The following is a 15,752-nucleotide window of genomic DNA, read 5'->3' as shown; positions in this document are numbered from 1 at the left end:
CAAATGGCAATAGTGATAAAGTTTTCGCTGGGAATCAAATCGGGGAGCGCTCATGCTGGTCGTTGTCTGTTTCGTCGTCGTGCTGCTGGCGGTATTCGGCGGCTTTGCGCTGCAGGACGGTCACCTGGCCGCGCTGTTCCAGCCGTATGAACTGCTGATGATCTTCGGCGGCGCACTCGGCGCCTTCGTCATCGCCAACGACCGCAAGGCGCTGTACCTCACCTGGCACAGCATACCGTCGCTGTTCCGCGGCTCGCGCTACACGCGCGCGCTCTACATGGCGCTGATGGCGCTGCTGTTCGACGTGCTGACCAAGGTGCGCAAGGAAGGGCTGATGTCGCTCGAACGCGATATCGACAACCCCGAAGCCAGCGCGCTGTTCGTCCAGCATCCGCTGGTGGCGGCCGACCCGCACCTGATGGAGTTCATCACCGACTACCTGCGCCTGATGGTGTCCGGCACCATGGACACCTTCCAGGTCGAGAACCTGATGGACAACGAAATCCAGACCTACCTCGAAGACGCCGAGATCCCGGTGCAGGCCATCCACAAGCTGGCCGACGGCATGCCGGCCTTCGGTATCGTCGCCGCGGTGATGGGCGTGGTGCACACGATGGGGTCGGTCGGCAAGCCGCCGGCCGGGCTGGGCGCGCTGATCGCAGCGGCACTGGTCGGCACCTTCCTCGGCATCCTGCTGTCGTATGGATTGGTCTCGTCGCTGTCCAGCCTGCTGCACCGGCGCCACCAGGAAGTGGCCAAGGCGCTGCAGTGCGTGAAGGTGACGCTGCTGGCCAGCATGAACGGCTATGCGCCGGCGATCGCGGTGGAGTTCGGGCGCAAGGTCATCTCCGTCACCGAGCGTCCGACTTTTGCCGAGCTGGAAGGGCATGTGCGCCAGCTGAAGGCGCGCTGAGCCCATCCTTGCTCATGCAATAAAGTGTGACTATTTGGCAAGAATGATTTGTTATGCTTTTCCTTTTCGCACATTTTCGCTGATGTTCGGCAAGGGAGAAGCTGTTGGAACACGAAAGCCATCAACACCACCACCCGCACGGCACCGGCGTGCGCTGGCTCGACATCATTCTCGGCGTGGCGGCGACGGTCGTCTCGCTGGTATCACTGTGGCTGGGCCTGCATTCAGCGCATTCGATGGAAAAGCTGGTCAAGGCCAACAGCTATCCTTACCTCGAGCTGATGCGTTCGACGAAATCAATGACGATGTTCCCTGGCACCGAGCGCGCGCGTGGCCTGGTCGAGTACGAGATGGCGAATAACGGTATCGGACCGGCACGCATCGAATGGGTCGAGCTGACGTTCAAGGGCAAGCCGGTGCCGGACCTGAAGGCGCTGCTCGACGCCTGCTGCGCCGGGTGGAAGCGGGACGATCTCGACAGCATGAACAGGCGCAACGGCATCGTCGGCACCCTGGTGCGTGCCGGGAGTTCGGTCAAGATGTTCACCTGGACAGAACCGTTGACGCCAACAGCCAGTTTCACCGCCTTGCATGACCAGATGCATGAAATCAAATATTCAGCCTGCTACTGCTCGGTATTCGACGAATGCTACACGCAAAGTTCCGCCACCAACCAGGTGGAACCGGTCAAGCAATGTACGCCGCCGGCAGTGCCGTTCCAGCCGAGTCTCGATAGCCACTGATGTCGCTCAAGCCGCCGCCCAGGCGGCTTCGAGTTCCTCGCGCCGCGGACCGGCGGCCACGTGCACGATCAGCGTCCTGTTCAGCGTGAGCACCGGGTGCGCCGCACGGTGGCGGGCGAACCAGAACAGCTCTTCCAGGTCGTCGTCCTCGTGCGAGGTGGTGACCACGGCCTGGTCGTCGGCATCCTCGGGCGTTGCGGCGTCGAGGGCTTCGGCCGCGGCGTCGTCGACCGCTTCGCTCCAGACTTCCGCATCCTTGCCCCAGGCCAGCAGCACGCGGCAGCCGGCTTCCACCAGCCAGCGGCTGGTATCCCAGAGCCACATCTGCGAGACGTCCTCGTCGGCGATCAGGATCGCCATGAAGGGCGTCTTGTCCATCATGTGCGGCAGGCTGCCGTCGGGGAGAAGGTGAAGGTAGTTGACGGTTTTTTGCATGGCCGGCAGCTTACCACGGCGCCATGAAAAAAGCCGGCAAGGTCGCCCTGCCGGCTTTTTTACACATACCTATATATACAGCGCGTGCAATCAGCGATGACGGCGGTGGCGCGTCACCACCACCACGTGCTTGCTGCGCGCGCGGCCGCTCGACGCCTTGGCGCGGGCGCCGCCGGCGCTGGCCTTGATGCGTGGGCCGGCGAGTGCGCTCTTGATGCGCGGTGCGCGCAGCGCGGCCTTGATGCGCGGGCCGGCAGCGGCGGTGCGCACGCGGGTGGCGCGGGCCGGGGTGGTCGCGACAGGGATCTCGTCGTTCAGCACGTGGCGGCGGATGTTGAGCGCGTCCAGCAGGCGCACCGACGAGGCGCCGGCGTTCAGCAGCACCATGGTCGCGTTCTTGCCGGCGGCTTTCACGCGCATGATCAGGCAGCGGCCCGCTTCCTGGGTGTAGCCGGTCTTCGACAGGCCGATGTCCCAGCCCTTGGCGCCGACCAGGCGGTTGGTGTTGTGGTACTCGACTTCGCGGCCCTTGATGTTGATCAGGTGATCCGAGGAAGTGGTGATGCGGGTGATTTCGCCGTAATTCGAGGCTGCGGTCGCCATCTTGACCAGGTCGGCCGCGGTCGACTGGTTGTGCGGGCTGAGGCCGGTCGGCTCTTCGATCACGGTCTGGGTCATGCCGAGCGCCATGATCTTGCGCTTGACGGCGGCGCGGAAGGCCTCGGTGCCGCCCGGGTAGGTGCGGGCAAGGGCGGCGGCGGCGCGGTTATCCGAGGACATCAGGGCCAGCTGCAGCACGTCGCGGCGCGGGATGGTGGCACCCACCGGCACGCGCGACGAGCTGTGCTTGAGCACGTCGACGTCGCTCTTTTCGATTTCGATCGGCTCGTTCATGTCCTGGTGGGCATCGAGCACGACCATGGCGGTCATGAGTTTGGTCAGGGAAGCGATCGGCGCGACGGTCGAGGCGTTCTTTTCGAACAGCACCTTGCCGGTATCGTCTTCCACCACCAGCACCGATTGCGATCCGAACGGCACCGCGAGGGCGGCCGCACTGGAAATCGTCATCAATACGGCAGCAATGAATTTTTTGATCATGTATGAATAGGGTACGGGTTAATGGTCGGGCGCCGGACGGCGGCGGAACATCAAACGAATCACCAGTAGCGGCAAGCTACTTGGGAATTTTCCATTGATTGATTACATGCCGATGGACATATAACAATGTCGCTCAAAGGAAATCAAAACCAACTGCAAGATTCTACAAGAAAAAAGGCCTCGCGTTGTCGCAAGGCCTTATTTGTACAGGGAAATTATGCAAAGAAATTACTGATGAGTGGTTAAAAATTCCTTCAAGAACAGGTCGCTTCCCATAATCCTGTATATATATACAGCCTTTATGTTCAATTCAGCATCCTGGTGAATGCCGCATTGAATCCATTATTTGTTTTGATAAATCTTATCGAATTCGCCGCCATCGTCGAAATGCCGTTTCTGTGCGGTGCGCCAGCCACCGAACACTTCATCCACGGTGAACAACTGGATCGGTTTGTAATTCGCGGCAAACTGTTTCATCACTTTCTCGTTCCGTACGCGCATGTAATGCTTGGCGCCGAGCGCCTGGCCAGCTTCCGAATACAGGAAGTTCAGGTAAGCGGTGGCCTGCTTGCGCACACCCTGGCGGTCGACCACCTTGTCGACCACTGCCACCGGCGATTCGGCCAGCACCGACATCGACGGATACACGACTTCGAAGTCGTTGCCGAATTCGGCGCGCACCAGGTTCACCTCGTTTTCGAAAGTGACCAGCGCATCGCCGATCTGGCGCTGGGTAAAGGTCGTGGTGGCGGCGCGGCCGCCGCCATCGAGTACCGGCACGTTCTTGAAGATGCGTGCCACCAGGTCGCGCGCCTGGGCTTCATTGCCGCCTTTCTTGATCACCGAGCCCCAGGCCGCGAGGTAGGTGTAGCGGCCGTTGCCCGCGGTCTTGGGATTCGGGATCACGACCTGCACGCCCGGCTTGGCCAGGTCGGCCCAGTCGCGGATCTGCTTCGGATTCCCCTTGCGCACCAGGAATACCATGGTGGAGTAATACGGGGCCGCATTATTCGGGAATTTTTTGGCCCAGTCGGCGGCGACCAGGCCGCGGTCGGCCAGCATGTCGATATCGTTGGCCTGGTTCATGGTGACGACCGACGCCGGCAAGCCGTCGGCCACGGCACGCGCCTGCTTGCTGGAACCACCGTGCGATTGCTTGATAGTGACGGTTTCGCCGCTGCTCTTTTTCCATGCCGCGATGAAGGCCGGGTTCACGTCCTTGTACAGCTCGCGGGCCACATCATACGACACGTTCAGCAGCTCGACTTCGGCGGCCTGGGCCGGCACCACCGCCGATGCGGCCGCCGTGCCGAGGGCAAACGCCAGCACGATGCGGCGCAATGGAGAGAAATGCAGAGTCTTCATGTGGGTCCTGTACATACTTGGTAAGAAGCCTGGATCATCCGTTATTGCAGGGCAAAACAAAAGTACATTTTCATCATATGCTTAAACGTCCGATTCCGCCGGCATGGCTGGCGGACCATGCCAAAGCAGAGAGTTCCCGTTTGGGTTATAGTCCGGCTTGTCGGACCTCGCAGAAGTGTCCTACCAGCTCGTATTTGACGTCAGAAGTTCATGGGTATTCAGATTTGCGGTATTGACATTCGCCAGGCGACACCGGACGACGCGACAGCAGCCTGCGCGCTGCTGCGCCAGTCGATCGAGCAGGGCTGCGCGGCGGACCACAGCCAGCGTCCCGAGCTGCTCCAGGCCTGGCTCGGCAACAAGACCACGCAAAACGTGTCGACCTGGTTTGCCTCCCCCAGCAATTACGCCGTCGTCGCCGAACAGGCCGGGCAGCTGGTCGGCCTGGCGCTGCTGACCCCGGCCGGCAAGCTGGCGCTGTGTTACGTCCAGCCCGGCCGCCTGCGCAGCGGCATCGGGAGCGAACTGCTGGCCGCGGTCGAAACGCGGGCGCGCGCCTGGAACATCAGCAAGCTGCACATGCACAGCCCGGCCTCGGCCAGCACCTTTTTCGAGCGCCACGGCTACGTCAATGCGGGCAAGGACAAAGCCTGCTTCGGCCTCGAATGCGATTTCCTCTGGAAACAGCTGGATGCGATGGAGCCGCCCGCGCGCAAACGCTTTTGCAACTGCAGTAATTGATTAAACTCAGTTAATGCATCCGCAGTGTTGCGTGAAACATTCCGTAATACAAACTGTAACGAACACGTCTTCAATCCATTTGTGCATTGCGATATAGTACGCGCATTAAAATGATGAGTTCGTTATGGCTTCCCGCAGAGACTTCCTACACCAGGGCTTGCGCCTGACTGCCGCCGGATTGGTGGCCGTGCCCCTGATCGATGCCCGCGCCGCCCGTGCCGGCGCTTCGCAAACTTCCGATGCCGTCGGCGTGGAACCGCCGCCCGACCTGTTCGATGCCCAGGTGGTCGACCCCGATTTCTGGGCCAAGCCGCGCACCCTGTCCGTGATACGCCCGCAGAGCGGTGAGCGCACCAACGTGCTGTACTGGAAAGATGGCCAGGTGATCGATTCCGCCTACCAGGAACTGTGCCACATCCTGCGCGACGTGAATGGCAAGTCATCGATCCCGATCGATCCCAAGCTGCTCGAGACCTTGTGGGCGTCGCAAGCCTTCGTCGCGCGCTACGGCCTCGACAAGCCGATGGAGATCCTGTCCGGCTACCGCACCCCGGCCTCCAACAGCCGCCTGATCGAGCAGGGCGTGCCGGCCGCGCGCCAGTCGCTGCACATGTCGGGCAAGGCCGCCGACGTGCGCATTGCCGGCCTGACCGAGGAAGTGCTGGGCGGCCTGGTGAAGAGCTTCCGCAAAGGCGGCGTCGGCTTCTATTACCGCGGCGGCCCGAAGGGCGGCTGGATCCACGCCGATACCGGCTTGAATCGTACCTGGAAGGGCTGAGACGCCCCGGCGCCGCCATGCCAATCGGATAAGCGGCGCGCATGCCCACGCGTTTTTGCTATCTTAGAGCCTGGACCTGACCTTTTTGGTAATGGAGGCGAAGATGGCAAGCGTAAATTCACCAACCATGGAACGGCGGCACCTGCCGGAACGGCGGGCGGCCGCGCGCGAAGGGCACTCGGCCATGTCGGCGGTCGACTATATCGCCATGGCGCTGCTGATCGTTGGCGGCCTGAACTGGGCCATGGTCGGCCTGTTCGACGTCGACGTGGTCGCCACCCTGTTCGGCCCCGGCAGCCCGGCCACCCGGCTGGTCTACGTGCTGGTCGGCATCGCGGCACTGTACTCGATCTATACCGCGGCCAAGATGAGCCGGCCCCGCCATTGAGGCGGCTGAGGATCGGGCTGATCTCCGACACCCATGGCCTGCTGCGTCCCGAGGCGCTCGACTTCCTTGCCGGGTCCGATCACATCGTCCATGGCGGCGATATCGGCGGACCCGACATCCTTGAGCGCCTGGGCACGCTTGCGCCTCTGACGGTGGTCCGCGGCAACAACGACACCGCCGTCTGGGCGCGCTCGATCCCGGAAACCGCGCGCCTCGAACTGGGCGGCGTGGGGCTGTTCGTCATCCACGACCTGAAAACCCTCGACCTCGATCCGGCCGCGGACGGCGTGCGCGTGGTGGTCGCCGGGCATTCGCACAAGCCGTCCTGCACGGAACGCGGCCGCGTCCTCTACGTGAACCCGGGCAGCGCCGGCCGGCGGCGCTTCAGCCTGCCCATCTCCGCCGGAGAATTGTTGATCGAAAACGGTGAGGTCGCGGTCAAGCTGATGACCTTGGTGTAGCATACGCGCCGTTTCCACTCATTCCGATAGCGCCACACCATGAACCAAGACGCCCGCGACAACGCCACCGACCGCCCCCGCTTCCGCGAGGTACCCTGGACGCCGCTGGAGACGCCGCAGGATGTCGAGCTGTGGATCGCCGAGCACAACCAGGCCATGCTGGAACTGATCCAGCCGCAGGAAACCGGGGTGGGGGTGCGCTTCCGCCTCGCGGTCGGCGGCGACATTTACATGCAGACCACGGCCGATGCCATCCTGCTCGACGTCGAGCCGGACGCCAGCTGGGTCGCGCCGCTGATCATGGCCGCCACCAACGCCGGCCAGCCGGAAGGGCAGATCTGGGTACTGCCGGACGACAAGCTGGTGCAACTGCTGCTGGGCCTGTCGACGCTGGTCGAAAGTTCGCTGATCGTGACCGGGCATAACTTCGGCAAGCACGGCCGGCGCCTGTACTAAGGCGGCGCTTCCGCTCGTGTATTGAGTACACTCGCATAAAAAAACCGGCGCCAAGGCGCCGGTTTTTTATTGACTACATATTATTACATGTTCGGATAATTCGGCCCGCCGCCGCCCTCCGGCGTCACCCACACGATGTTCTGGGTCGGATCCTTGATGTCGCAGGTCTTGCAGTGCACGCAGTTCTGGGCATTGATTTGCAGGCGGTCACCGCCTGCATCCGTCTTCACGTACTCATACACCCCCGCCGGGCAGTAGCGCGATTCCGGACCCGCGTAGCGGGCCAGGTTGACCTCCACCGGCACGTTCGGATTCTTCAGCGTCAGGTGTACCGGCTGGTCTTCGGCGTGGTTGGTGTTCGAGATGAATACCGACGACAGGCGGTCGAAAGTCAGCTTGCCGTCCGGCTTCGGATAAACAATCGGGGTGAACTCGGACGCCGGGCGCAGGCATTCGTGGTCGGCGTGCTTGTGGTGCAGCGTCCACGGCGCCTTGCCCTTGAACAGGATCTGGTCGATGCCGGTCATGATGGTGCCCAGGTACAGGCCCTTGCTCATCCACGGCTTGAAGTTGCGCGCCACGTGCAGCTCTTCGTGCAGCCAGGACTGCTCGAAGGCCGCCGGGTAGCTGGCCAGTTCGTCGTGCTGGCGTTCCTCGCCCAGCGCGGCAAAGGCGGCGTCGGCGGCCATCATGCCGGTCTTGATCGCACCATGGCTGCCCTTGATGCGGCTGGTGTTGAGGAAGCCGGCGTCGCAGCCGATCAGGGCGCCGCCCGGGAACACGAACTTCGGCAGCGATTGCAGGCCGCCGGCGGTGATGGCGCGCGCACCATACGAAATACGCTTGCCGCCTTCGAAGAAGCCGCGAATCGCCGGGTGGGTCTTGTAGCGCTGGAATTCCTCGTACGGCGACAAATACGGGTTCTGGTAGGCCAGGCCGACCACGAAGCCGACCGCGACCTGGTTGTTTTCCAGGTGGTACAGGAAGGAGCCGCCATAGGTGCTGTTGTCCAGCGGCCAGCCGGCGGTGTGCACCACCAGGCCCGGCTGGTGCTTGGCCGGATCGATTTCCCACAGTTCCTTGATGCCGATGCCGTAGGTCTGCGGGTCCTTGCCCTTGTTCAGGTCGTACTTGGCGATCAGCTGCTTGCCGAGGTGACCGCGCGAGCCTTCGGCAAAGAAGGTGTACTTGGCGTGCAGTTCCATGCCGAGCTGGAACGCATCGGTCGGTTCGCCGTGGCGGTTCACGCCCATGTTGCCGGTAGCCACGCCCTTAACCGAACCGTCGTCGTTGTACAGCACTTCGGCTGCCGGGAAGCCGGGGAAGATCTCGACGCCCAGCGCTTCGGCCTGCTGGCCGAGCCAGCGCACCACGTTGGCCAGCGAGATCACGTAGTTGCCGTGGTTGGTCAGCATCTTCGGAACCATGAACGACGGCGTGGCGTAGGACTTGGTCTCGGTCAGGAACAGCACGCGGTCTTCGGTCACCGCCGTGGTCAGGGGCGCGCCCAGTTCCTTCCAGTTCGGGAACAGTTCGGTCAGCGCGCGCGGATCCATCACCGCGCCCGACAGGATGTGGGCGCCGAGTTCGCCGCCTTTTTCCAGCACGCAGACCGACACCTCGCGGCCTTTCTCGGCGGCCAGCTGCTTGAGGCGGATCGCGCTTGCCAGGCCGGCCGGGCCGCCGCCGACGATCACGACGTCGTATTCCATCGCCTCGCGCGGGCCGTATTGTTCGAGGATGTTGTTGGGCTGAGTCATTATTATCTAGTGTTGAAAAAATTTAAGCACGAGTGTGCACTTTTTTGCTCGCGATTGCAACGCCGTGCGCTATTGTAGGGCATGTATTAGATGCGGCAATCTAAACCGCGTGAAATAGGCGAAGTGTGCAATCATAATGTCTTCGCAACAGAATAACGTTCGGCTAAGGGAGACCCACGTGGGAATCGAAGTCAATTTCGAAGGCAAGATCGCCATGGTCACCGGCGCTTCCAGCGGCCTCGGCGCCCGTTTCGCGAAGGCGCTGGCCGGCGCCGGCGCCCAGGTGGTGCTGGCCTCGCGCCGCCTCGAGCGGCTCAAGGAATTGCGTGCCGAGATCGAGGCCGACGGCGGCGCCGCCCACGTGGTGACGCTCGACGTGACCGACCTCGCCAGCATCAAGTCGGCGATCGCGCATGCCGAGACCGAGGTCGGCCCGATCGACATCCTGGTCAACAATTCCGGGGTCTCGACGACCCAGCGCCTGCTCGACGTCACCGAGGAAGACTACGGCTACATGATGGACACCAACCTGCGCGGCGCCTTCTTCATGGCCCAGCAGACCGCCAAGCGCATGATCCAGCGCGCCAAGGGCGACCCAAAAAAGCAGCACCGCATCGTCAACATCGCTTCGGTGGCCGGGCTGCGCGTACTGCCGCAGATCGGCGTGTACTGCATGAGCAAGGCCGGGGTGGTGCAGATGACCAAGGCGATGGCGGTCGAGTGGGGCCGCTACGGCATCAACGTGAATGCGATCTGCCCCGGCTACATCGCCACCGAGATGAACGAGGATTACTTCGGCACCGAGCAGGGCAAGAAGCTGATCGAGATGCTGCCGCGCCGCCGCACCGGCAAGCCGGAAGACCTCGATGGCCTACTGCTGCTGCTGGCGGCCGAGGAAGCGCACTTCATCAACGGCGCCATCATCACCGCCGACGACGGCATGACGGCGCAATGACCGGTGCAGTAGATAAGGGAGCTGCAAAGGGCGCTGCGAAGGGCGCAGCGCTGCTGATGGTCCACGGCCTGCTCGGGCCGATCGATTATTTCGAGCCGGCGCGGCTGCTGGCAGGCATCGATGTCCACGCACCCGACATGATCGGCTATGGCCGCCATCGCAGCGAGGAAGCCGGGATCGACCTGCCGGGCCAGGCGGACGCGCTGGCGCAATACCTGCGCGACGAGATTGAGCAGCCGGCCTGGCTGCTCGGGCACAGCGTCGGCGGCGCGGTGGCGATGATGGTGGCCGACCGCGTGCCGGAACTGGTGCGCGGCCTGATCAGCGTCGAGGGCAACTTCACGCTGCGCGACGCCTTCTGGTGCGCGCGCATCGCCGCGCTGGAGGAGGAAGAGTGGGCAGCCGAGTACGGCGCGATGGAAGACGCGCCCGCCGCCTGGCTCGAAAAGAGCGGCATCGAAGCCTATGACGAACGCATCGCCTGGGCGCGCGACATCCTGAACAACCAGCCGTACACGACCGTGCAGCGCATGGCGCGTTCGACCGTCGCGGAAACCGGCAAGCCCGATTGGCCCGACCTGGTGCGGCGCGTGCTGGTGCGCGGCACTCCACTGTATCTACTGGGCGGCGAACAGTCGGCCGCCGGCTGGGACGTGCCCGAATGGGTGCTGGCGGCGGCGCGCCAGGTACTGGTGCAGCCGAAGACCGGGCACATGATGATGCTCGAGGATCCGCGGAATTTCTGTCGTATCGTCGGGTCCATCATCGGCGGCGACGAGAGTAGCGCGGGCGCCGCGCCGTAACGATTTTTTTCAACGAAGCATTCTTAACGAAGTAAGGCAGCAAGTAATGAGTGACAAGAAACACGTCCACGTCATGCGCCAGGATATCCGCTGGGGCGACATGGATGCATTCGGGCATGTGAACAACACCGTCTATTTCCGTTACATGGAGACCGCGCGCATCGCCTTCCTGGAAGAGACCGCGGGACGTACCGACACCGCAAGCGAAGGACCGGTGATCGTCACCGCCTACTGCACCTTCGCCAGGCAGCTCAAGTACCCGGGCCAGATCGAGGTGCGCACCTTCGTCGGCACGCCGGGCCGGTCCAGCATCGAAGTCACGCACGAGATCCGCCTGGTCGACGAGAACGGCAACGCCGACGTCGTGCATGCCGAAGGCGGCGCCAAGGTGGTGTGGGTCAATTATGCGGCCGAGAAGTCGGTGCCGCTGCCGGAAGCGCTGAAGGCGTTGGTGCCCGCGGCGTAAAGCAACCCGGCGGGCAGGGTGCTGCCCGCTTCAGCGCGCCACACCCACCAGCTTGTGCACCAGTTCGGACGAGGTCGAGGCCGAGAATTTCTTCATCAGCTTGGCGCGGTGCATCTCCACCGTGCGCGGCGACAGGTCGGTCTCGCGCGCGATCACCTTGCTGGTCTTTCCTTCCACCAGCAGCGCCGCGATCTCGCGCTCGCGCGGGGTCAGCTCGGCCGTGACCGGGCGCTTTTCGCTGACGTCCTCGAAGGTCCAGACGCCGGCCCCGAGCGGCTTGCCGGCATCGAGCGCGCGGCCGGTCACATGGCACCAGAACAGCTCGCCATCGGCGCGGCGCATGATGCGCTCGTCCGAATAGCGGCCGCGCGCGTTCATGATCGGGATGATGCGGTCGCCGGTGCGCAGGAACTCGTCCATCGTCGGGTACAGCACCGCAAACGACTCGCCGTTCAATTGCGCACAGTCATAGCCGAACATCGCGCCCAAGGCATGGTTGCAGGACTGGATGATGCGGTCGATCGAAATGCACATGCCGACCGGCGCATGCTGGAAAATCATCTCGTAATCGATGGCGTATGATGCGTTCATGTCGGTGGGCACCTCGGTTGTCTCCCTGGGCGGTGGCCGGTAGTTCTACGGTATTGTGCTTGGAAGAGTGCTATTTTATGCTGCCATTCTACTCTGCGGTACACATCGGGCCGGGCTCGCTTGACGTTTCCGGCTTACATCTATAAACAAGGGACGGGTATGAACAAAGTTTATCCAGATGCGCGGTCTGCGCTCGAAGGCGTCGTGCAGGACGGCCAGACCATCGCCGTTGGCGGTTTCGGCCTGTGCGGCATTCCGGAGGCGCTGATCCTGGCGCTGCGCGATTCCGGCGTCAAGGACCTGACGGCGATCTCCAACAACGCCGGCGTCGACGACTTCGGCCTCGGCCAGCTTCTCACCACGCGCCAGATCAGGAAGATGATCGCGTCCTATGTCGGCGAGAACAAGGAATTCGCGCGCCAGTACCTGGCCGGCGAACTCGAACTCGAATTCACGCCCCAGGGCACGCTGGCCGAAAAGCTGCGCGCCGGCGGCGCCGGCATCCCGGCCTTCTTCACCAAGACTGGTTACGGCACCATCGTCGCCGAAGGCAAGGAAACCCGTGAATTCGATGGCGAGATGTACGTGATGGAACGCGCGCTGTTGCCGGATGTGTCGCTGGTCAAGGCCTGGATGGCCGACCGCGCCGGCAACCTGGTGTTCCGCAAGACCGCACGCAACTTCAACCCGAACGTTGCCACCGCGGGCAAGATCTGCATCGTGGAAGTCGAAAAACTGGTCGAGATCGGCGAGATCGATCCGGATCAGGTGCACACCCCGAGCATTTTCGTGCACCGCATCGTGCATAACCCGACGCCGGAAAAGCGCATCGAACAGCGCACCGTGCGCCCAGCATAAGACCAGGACGGAGACAACCATGGCATGGACTCGTGATGAAATGGCCGCGCGTGCGGCAAAGGAATTGCAGGACGGTTTCTACGTGAACCTGGGCATCGGCTTGCCGACCCTGGTCGCCAACTACGTCCCGGACGATATCGAAGTGTTCCTGCAATCGGAAAACGGCTTGCTGGGCATCGGTCCGTTCCCGACGGATGCGGACGTCGATGCCGACCTGATCAACGCCGGCAAGCAGACCGTGACCGCGCTGCCGGGCTCGGCCTACTTCAGCTCGGCCGATTCCTTCGGCATGATCCGCGGCGGCAAGATCAACCTCGCGATCCTGGGCGCGATGCAGGTGTCGGAACAAGGTGACCTGGCCAACTGGATGATTCCGGGCAAGATGGTGAAGGGCATGGGCGGCGCGATGGACCTGGTCGCCGGCGTCAAGCGCGTGGTGGTCGTGATGGAACACGTCGCCACCGCCAAGGACGGCTCGATCAGCCACAAGATCCTGAAAAAGTGCGACCTGCCGCTGACCGGCGTCGGCGTGGTCGACCGCATCATCACCGACCTCGGTGTACTCGACATCACCGATACCGGCCTCAAGCTGGTGGAACTGGCGCCGGGCGTGAGCAAGGAGCAGGTGGTGGCGGCGACCCAGGCCGAGCTGGATACGTCGGCGGTCTGAGCGCAGTCACTGGCCCACAACCGGTCCGTCCGGTGGCGGGCCGTTCGTTTATTCCAGGGTCCAGACGTACTGGACCAGCGTCCATGCTTCGACCGGCCGGCCGTCCTTCAGCGCCGGCTTGAAGCTGCATTTTTCGAGCGCGACCCGGGCCGCTTCGTCCAGACCCGCGAAACCGCTGGAGCGCTGGACTTTCGATGCGGTCACCTTGCCGTCCTGGCCGACCTTGAAGTCGAGCGCGACCGTGCCTTGGTGGCGCTCGCGCAGATCGGATTGCGGATACATGGGTTTGGCGCACGAGTTGAAATCCAGGAGCGCTTTTTGCGTCACGTCTCCGGCGTCGTGCTGGGCGATGGCCAGCGGCGCGCAACCGGCCATGGCGCAGGCCAGCGCGAAGCCGAGTGCGGCCTTGCGTGCGGGTGAATGTTGAAACATGGCTACTCCTCCTCGGCCTCTGGCCGTCGTTGATGATCCTTACTCCAGTGTCCAGACGTACTGCACGTTGGCCCACTGCGCCGCGGCGCGTCCGTCGACCGTGCCCGGCTTGAACCTGCATTCGGCGATCGCCGCGCGCGCGGCGTCGTCCATCGTCGCGTAGCCGCTCGAGCGCTCGACCCTCGATTCGGCGACGCGGCCCTCGGCGTCGATCAGGAAGGCCAGGGTCGTGGTGCCCTGGTGGCCGGCGTTAAGGTCGGCGTGCGGGTACTCCGGCTTGGCGCAGGTCGAGAAATCGGCGATCGGGCCTCTACTGACGCCGCGCAGCGTGTCCCGATGCACAAGAGGCGGCGCCGGCGCAAAGACCGACGTGGCGGCGGGCTTCAGCACGTGCGCGCTGAGGGCGCAGGCCAGCGCCAGGCCCAGCACTGGCAGGGCGGCCGTCCAGTCCAGCACCTGCCGGCCAGGACGCAGCAGGCGCCGGATGCGCGCGGTCAGGTCGCCGCCGGTGGCCGCCTGCGCCAGGTGGTGCCCCGAAAACTGCAGGCGCTCGAGTTCGGACAGCGCCAGCGCCAGGCGGCGCGGCTCGCCCAGGTGGTGGGCGGCGTAATCGTCGGCGATCTGTTCGCGTTCGATGCGGATGCGGTGCGAGATCCACCACACGGCCGGGTGATAGAACAGCAGGGTCTCGATCAGGTTCTGCAGCAGGTTGACCAGGTAGTCGTGGCGCCGCACGTGGCCGAGTTCGTGCGCCAGCAGGGCTTCCAGCAGCTGCGGCGGCATGCCGGCGACCAGCGCGGCCGGCACCAGCACCACCGGACGCCACCAGCCGGCCGTGATCGGGCTGGCCAGGCCGTCGACGATGCGCAGTCGCACGGCGCGGCCGAGTCCGAAACGCGCCGCCATCTGCGACAGGCGCGCCTGCCAGGCCGGGTCGGTGGCCCGGGCGCGGCCGGCGCGGCCGATCCAGGCCAGGCCGAGCGCCATGCGCAGTGCCAGGGTACCCGTGCAGGCGCCCCACAGGCCGACGATCCAGTCGAGGTGGCCCTGACACCAGGCCAGCAGCCATGCCGGCAGCCCGGCCGCGCTGTCGGCGCCGGCGGCGACAGCCAGGCCGGGCAGGGCGCCCGCGGCCTTGCCGCCGTCCGGACTGTTCCCCAGTCCCAGCACCAGGCCGGCCAGCGGCCAAGTCAGGCACAGCAGCAGGCCGAGGCAGGCCACCGCGTAGCGCCGCTGCGGCGCCGCGTTGCGCAGCGCCGTCAGCGCCAGCGCCGTGACGCAGCCGACCAGCGCACCCTGCCACACGAAGTGCAGCAGCGCCCAGCCGATCGCGGCAACCGCCGGCGCGGTGCTCATTGCTTGTCCTCGTCTTTCAGCAGCTTCTCGATTTCTTCCCGTTCCTTCTTCGAGATGCCGGTCTTGAGCGCCGCCAGCACCAGCGCCTTGGCGGAGCCGGAAAAGGCGCGCTGCATCAGGTCCTTGAGCAGGTTGGTCTGCAGCGATTCCTGGGCCTGGGCCGGCGCGTACACGTGCGAGCGTTCGCTCTCATCGCGGATCAGCAAGCCCTTGCCATGCATGATCTGCATCAGGCGCAGCACGGTGGCATAGGTCACCTCCGGACGCTCCCGGAGGATGGTTTCGTGCACCTGGCGCGCGGTGGCGGATCCCAGCGGCCACAGCACCTGCAGCAGGTCGAGTTCGGCCGGGGTCGGCTTAGGGAGGGCGGGAGACTTGGCCATGGCGGATCCTTGATATCGATTGTGCATACATAGACTAAACCGTCTAGAAGAGGTTGTCTACTGAATTATTTGAACGCATGGAGCTTGCAGAAGAGAACAG

20 protein-coding genes are annotated in these 15,752 nt (G+C 63.9%); 12 read left to right on the top strand and 8 right to left on the bottom strand.

Going from position 1 to position 15,752, the window contains the following annotated elements; all coding sequences use genetic code 11:
• Positions 1 to 52 precede the first annotated feature (52 nt).
• Both motA and U1H99_RS20225 read left to right on the top strand, forming a co-directional pair.
• Positions 53 to 913, top strand: coding sequence for a flagellar motor stator protein MotA (gene motA / locus U1H99_RS20230; RefSeq protein WP_323143510.1), 861 nt, complete (start codon positions 53 to 55; stop codon positions 911 to 913).
• 104 nt (positions 914 to 1,017) lie between these two features.
• Entirely contained in the window at positions 1,018 to 1,656 is a 639-nt protein-coding gene (locus U1H99_RS20225) for a hypothetical protein (protein ID WP_323143509.1), read from the top strand.
• A gap of 6 nt (positions 1,657 to 1,662) precedes the next feature.
• On the opposite strand, the gene U1H99_RS20220 is transcribed toward U1H99_RS20225, so the two are convergent.
• The 3 genes from U1H99_RS20220 to U1H99_RS20210 all read right to left on the bottom strand — a co-directional run bounded on the left by U1H99_RS20220 (position 1,663) and on the right by U1H99_RS20210 (position 4,554).
• Positions 1,663 to 2,091, bottom strand: a complete 429-nt coding sequence (locus U1H99_RS20220; RefSeq protein ID WP_323143508.1) for a DUF7684 family protein — start codon at positions 2,089 to 2,091, stop codon at positions 1,663 to 1,665.
• Positions 2,092 to 2,181: 90 nt separating this feature from the next.
• Positions 2,182 to 3,159 carry a serine hydrolase gene (locus tag U1H99_RS20215; RefSeq protein ID WP_375341633.1) on the bottom strand — a complete coding sequence of 326 codons (978 nt, stop codon included), beginning with the start codon at positions 3,157 to 3,159 and terminating at the stop codon, positions 2,182 to 2,184.
• A 372-nt stretch (positions 3,160 to 3,531) separates the two neighbouring features.
• Positions 3,532 to 4,554 (bottom strand): sulfate ABC transporter substrate-binding protein, encoded by a 1,023-nt coding sequence (locus U1H99_RS20210; protein WP_323143506.1) that lies wholly within the window; start codon positions 4,552 to 4,554, stop codon positions 3,532 to 3,534.
• Positions 4,555 to 4,764: 210 nt separating this feature from the next.
• Here U1H99_RS20210 and U1H99_RS20205 point away from each other — a divergent pair, with 210 nt between their 5' ends.
• The 5 genes from U1H99_RS20205 to U1H99_RS20185 all read left to right on the top strand — a co-directional run bounded on the left by U1H99_RS20205 (position 4,765) and on the right by U1H99_RS20185 (position 7,378).
• Positions 4,765 to 5,295 carry a GNAT family N-acetyltransferase gene (locus U1H99_RS20205; protein ID WP_323143505.1) on the top strand — a complete coding sequence of 177 codons (531 nt, stop codon included), beginning with the start codon at positions 4,765 to 4,767 and terminating at the stop codon, positions 5,293 to 5,295.
• Positions 5,296 to 5,419: 124 nt separating this feature from the next.
• Positions 5,420 to 6,073, top strand: coding sequence for a YcbK family protein (locus U1H99_RS20200; RefSeq protein WP_323143504.1), 654 nt, complete (start codon positions 5,420 to 5,422; stop codon positions 6,071 to 6,073).
• A gap of 103 nt (positions 6,074 to 6,176) precedes the next feature.
• Complete coding sequence (locus U1H99_RS20195; RefSeq protein WP_323143503.1) at positions 6,177 to 6,461, top strand: DUF378 domain-containing protein; 285 nt, start codon at positions 6,177 to 6,179, stop codon at positions 6,459 to 6,461.
• A 5-nt stretch (positions 6,462 to 6,466) separates the two neighbouring features.
• Positions 6,467 to 6,922: a metallophosphoesterase family protein gene (locus U1H99_RS20190; protein WP_323143721.1), complete on the top strand. Its 456-nt coding sequence runs from the start codon at positions 6,467 to 6,469 to the stop codon at positions 6,920 to 6,922.
• A 39-nt stretch (positions 6,923 to 6,961) separates the two neighbouring features.
• The gene (locus U1H99_RS20185; protein ID WP_323143502.1) at positions 6,962 to 7,378 is read left to right on the top strand and encodes a hypothetical protein; all 417 of its coding nucleotides are present in this window, start codon (positions 6,962 to 6,964) and stop codon (positions 7,376 to 7,378) included.
• Between the two features lie 83 nt (positions 7,379 to 7,461).
• Here the strand turns inward: U1H99_RS20185 and U1H99_RS20180 are convergent, their stop codons facing one another.
• Positions 7,462 to 9,138, bottom strand: a complete 1,677-nt coding sequence (locus tag U1H99_RS20180) for an electron transfer flavoprotein-ubiquinone oxidoreductase (RefSeq protein ID WP_323143501.1) — start codon at positions 9,136 to 9,138, stop codon at positions 7,462 to 7,464.
• A 178-nt stretch (positions 9,139 to 9,316) separates the two neighbouring features.
• Between U1H99_RS20180 and U1H99_RS20175 the strand changes: the two genes are divergently transcribed.
• From U1H99_RS20175 to U1H99_RS20165, 3 genes are read left to right on the top strand one after another with little or no spacing between them, the layout of a single operon-like run.
• The gene (locus tag U1H99_RS20175) at positions 9,317 to 10,093 is read left to right on the top strand and encodes an SDR family oxidoreductase (protein ID WP_323143500.1); all 777 of its coding nucleotides are present in this window, start codon (positions 9,317 to 9,319) and stop codon (positions 10,091 to 10,093) included.
• Positions 10,090 to 10,896 carry an alpha/beta fold hydrolase gene (locus tag U1H99_RS20170; protein ID WP_323143499.1) on the top strand — a complete coding sequence of 269 codons (807 nt, stop codon included), beginning with the start codon at positions 10,090 to 10,092 and terminating at the stop codon, positions 10,894 to 10,896. The genes U1H99_RS20175 and U1H99_RS20170 overlap by 4 nt, the downstream gene beginning before the upstream one ends.
• Positions 10,897 to 10,942: 46 nt before the next feature.
• Positions 10,943 to 11,362 carry an acyl-CoA thioesterase gene (locus U1H99_RS20165; RefSeq protein WP_323143498.1) on the top strand — a complete coding sequence of 140 codons (420 nt, stop codon included), beginning with the start codon at positions 10,943 to 10,945 and terminating at the stop codon, positions 11,360 to 11,362.
• 30 nt (positions 11,363 to 11,392) lie between these two features.
• Here U1H99_RS20165 and U1H99_RS20160 read toward each other — a convergent pair whose 3' ends face one another.
• Positions 11,393 to 11,953, bottom strand: coding sequence for a LuxR C-terminal-related transcriptional regulator (locus U1H99_RS20160; protein WP_323143497.1), 561 nt, complete (start codon positions 11,951 to 11,953; stop codon positions 11,393 to 11,395).
• Positions 11,954 to 12,112: 159 nt separating this feature from the next.
• On the opposite strand from U1H99_RS20160, the gene U1H99_RS20155 reads away from it, so the two are divergent.
• Complete coding sequence (locus U1H99_RS20155; protein WP_323143496.1) at positions 12,113 to 12,811, top strand: CoA transferase subunit A; 699 nt, start codon at positions 12,113 to 12,115, stop codon at positions 12,809 to 12,811.
• A 19-nt stretch (positions 12,812 to 12,830) separates the two neighbouring features.
• Entirely contained in the window at positions 12,831 to 13,481 is a 651-nt protein-coding gene (locus U1H99_RS20150; RefSeq protein WP_323143495.1) for a 3-oxoacid CoA-transferase subunit B, read from the top strand.
• Positions 13,482 to 13,529: 48 nt separating this feature from the next.
• On the opposite strand, the gene U1H99_RS20145 is transcribed toward U1H99_RS20150, so the two are convergent.
• Genes U1H99_RS20145 through U1H99_RS20135 form a run of 3 tightly spaced genes read right to left on the bottom strand, consistent with a single transcriptional unit; the run spans position 13,530 to position 15,652 of the window.
• A complete protein-coding gene (locus U1H99_RS20145; RefSeq protein WP_323143494.1) occupies positions 13,530 to 13,913 on the bottom strand; it encodes an energy transducer TonB in 384 nt (127 codons plus the stop codon).
• A 39-nt stretch (positions 13,914 to 13,952) separates the two neighbouring features.
• Complete coding sequence (locus U1H99_RS20140; RefSeq protein ID WP_323143493.1) at positions 13,953 to 15,269, bottom strand: TonB family protein; 1,317 nt, start codon at positions 15,267 to 15,269, stop codon at positions 13,953 to 13,955.
• Positions 15,266 to 15,652, bottom strand: coding sequence for a BlaI/MecI/CopY family transcriptional regulator (locus U1H99_RS20135; RefSeq protein ID WP_323143492.1), 387 nt, complete (start codon positions 15,650 to 15,652; stop codon positions 15,266 to 15,268). The genes U1H99_RS20140 and U1H99_RS20135 overlap by 4 nt, the downstream gene beginning before the upstream one ends.
• Positions 15,653 to 15,752: the final 100 nt, after the last annotated feature.

Origin of the sequence: Massilia phyllosphaerae, assembly GCF_034659755.1 — a bacterium.
Taxonomy (GTDB): Bacteria; Pseudomonadota; Gammaproteobacteria; order Burkholderiales; family Burkholderiaceae_D; genus Telluria; species Telluria phyllosphaerae.
The sequence above is the reverse complement of the archived record's forward strand: the minus strand, read 5'-3'. Positions and strand labels throughout refer to the sequence as shown.

What these genes read in the sequence shown, in the direction of transcription:
- motA (WP_323143510.1), top strand. Translation starts at nt 53, where the DNA reads ATGCTGGTCGTTGTCTGTTTCGTCGTCGTGCTGCTGGCGGTATTCGGC.
- U1H99_RS20220 (WP_323143508.1), bottom strand. Translation starts at nt 2,091, where the DNA reads ATGCAAAAAACCGTCAACTACCTTCACCTTCTCCCCGACGGCAGCCTG.
- U1H99_RS20215 (WP_375341633.1), bottom strand. Translation starts at nt 3,159, where the DNA reads ATGACGATTTCCAGTGCGGCCGCCCTCGCGGTGCCGTTCGGATCGCAA.
- U1H99_RS20210 (WP_323143506.1), bottom strand. Translation starts at nt 4,554, where the DNA reads ATGAAGACTCTGCATTTCTCTCCATTGCGCCGCATCGTGCTGGCGTTT.
- U1H99_RS20205 (WP_323143505.1), top strand. Translation starts at nt 4,765, where the DNA reads ATGGGTATTCAGATTTGCGGTATTGACATTCGCCAGGCGACACCGGAC.
- U1H99_RS20200 (WP_323143504.1), top strand. Translation starts at nt 5,420, where the DNA reads ATGGCTTCCCGCAGAGACTTCCTACACCAGGGCTTGCGCCTGACTGCC.
- U1H99_RS20195 (WP_323143503.1), top strand. Translation starts at nt 6,177, where the DNA reads ATGGCAAGCGTAAATTCACCAACCATGGAACGGCGGCACCTGCCGGAA.
- U1H99_RS20185 (WP_323143502.1), top strand. Translation starts at nt 6,962, where the DNA reads ATGAACCAAGACGCCCGCGACAACGCCACCGACCGCCCCCGCTTCCGC.
- U1H99_RS20180 (WP_323143501.1), bottom strand. Translation starts at nt 9,138, where the DNA reads ATGACTCAGCCCAACAACATCCTCGAACAATACGGCCCGCGCGAGGCG.
- U1H99_RS20170 (WP_323143499.1), top strand. Translation starts at nt 10,090, where the DNA reads ATGACCGGTGCAGTAGATAAGGGAGCTGCAAAGGGCGCTGCGAAGGGC.
- U1H99_RS20165 (WP_323143498.1), top strand. Translation starts at nt 10,943, where the DNA reads ATGAGTGACAAGAAACACGTCCACGTCATGCGCCAGGATATCCGCTGG.
- U1H99_RS20160 (WP_323143497.1), bottom strand. Translation starts at nt 11,953, where the DNA reads ATGAACGCATCATACGCCATCGATTACGAGATGATTTTCCAGCATGCG.
- U1H99_RS20155 (WP_323143496.1), top strand. Translation starts at nt 12,113, where the DNA reads ATGAACAAAGTTTATCCAGATGCGCGGTCTGCGCTCGAAGGCGTCGTG.
- U1H99_RS20150 (WP_323143495.1), top strand. Translation starts at nt 12,831, where the DNA reads ATGGCATGGACTCGTGATGAAATGGCCGCGCGTGCGGCAAAGGAATTG.
- U1H99_RS20145 (WP_323143494.1), bottom strand. Translation starts at nt 13,913, where the DNA reads ATGTTTCAACATTCACCCGCACGCAAGGCCGCACTCGGCTTCGCGCTG.
- U1H99_RS20140 (WP_323143493.1), bottom strand. Translation starts at nt 15,269, where the DNA reads ATGAGCACCGCGCCGGCGGTTGCCGCGATCGGCTGGGCGCTGCTGCAC.
- U1H99_RS20135 (WP_323143492.1), bottom strand. Translation starts at nt 15,652, where the DNA reads ATGGCCAAGTCTCCCGCCCTCCCTAAGCCGACCCCGGCCGAACTCGAC.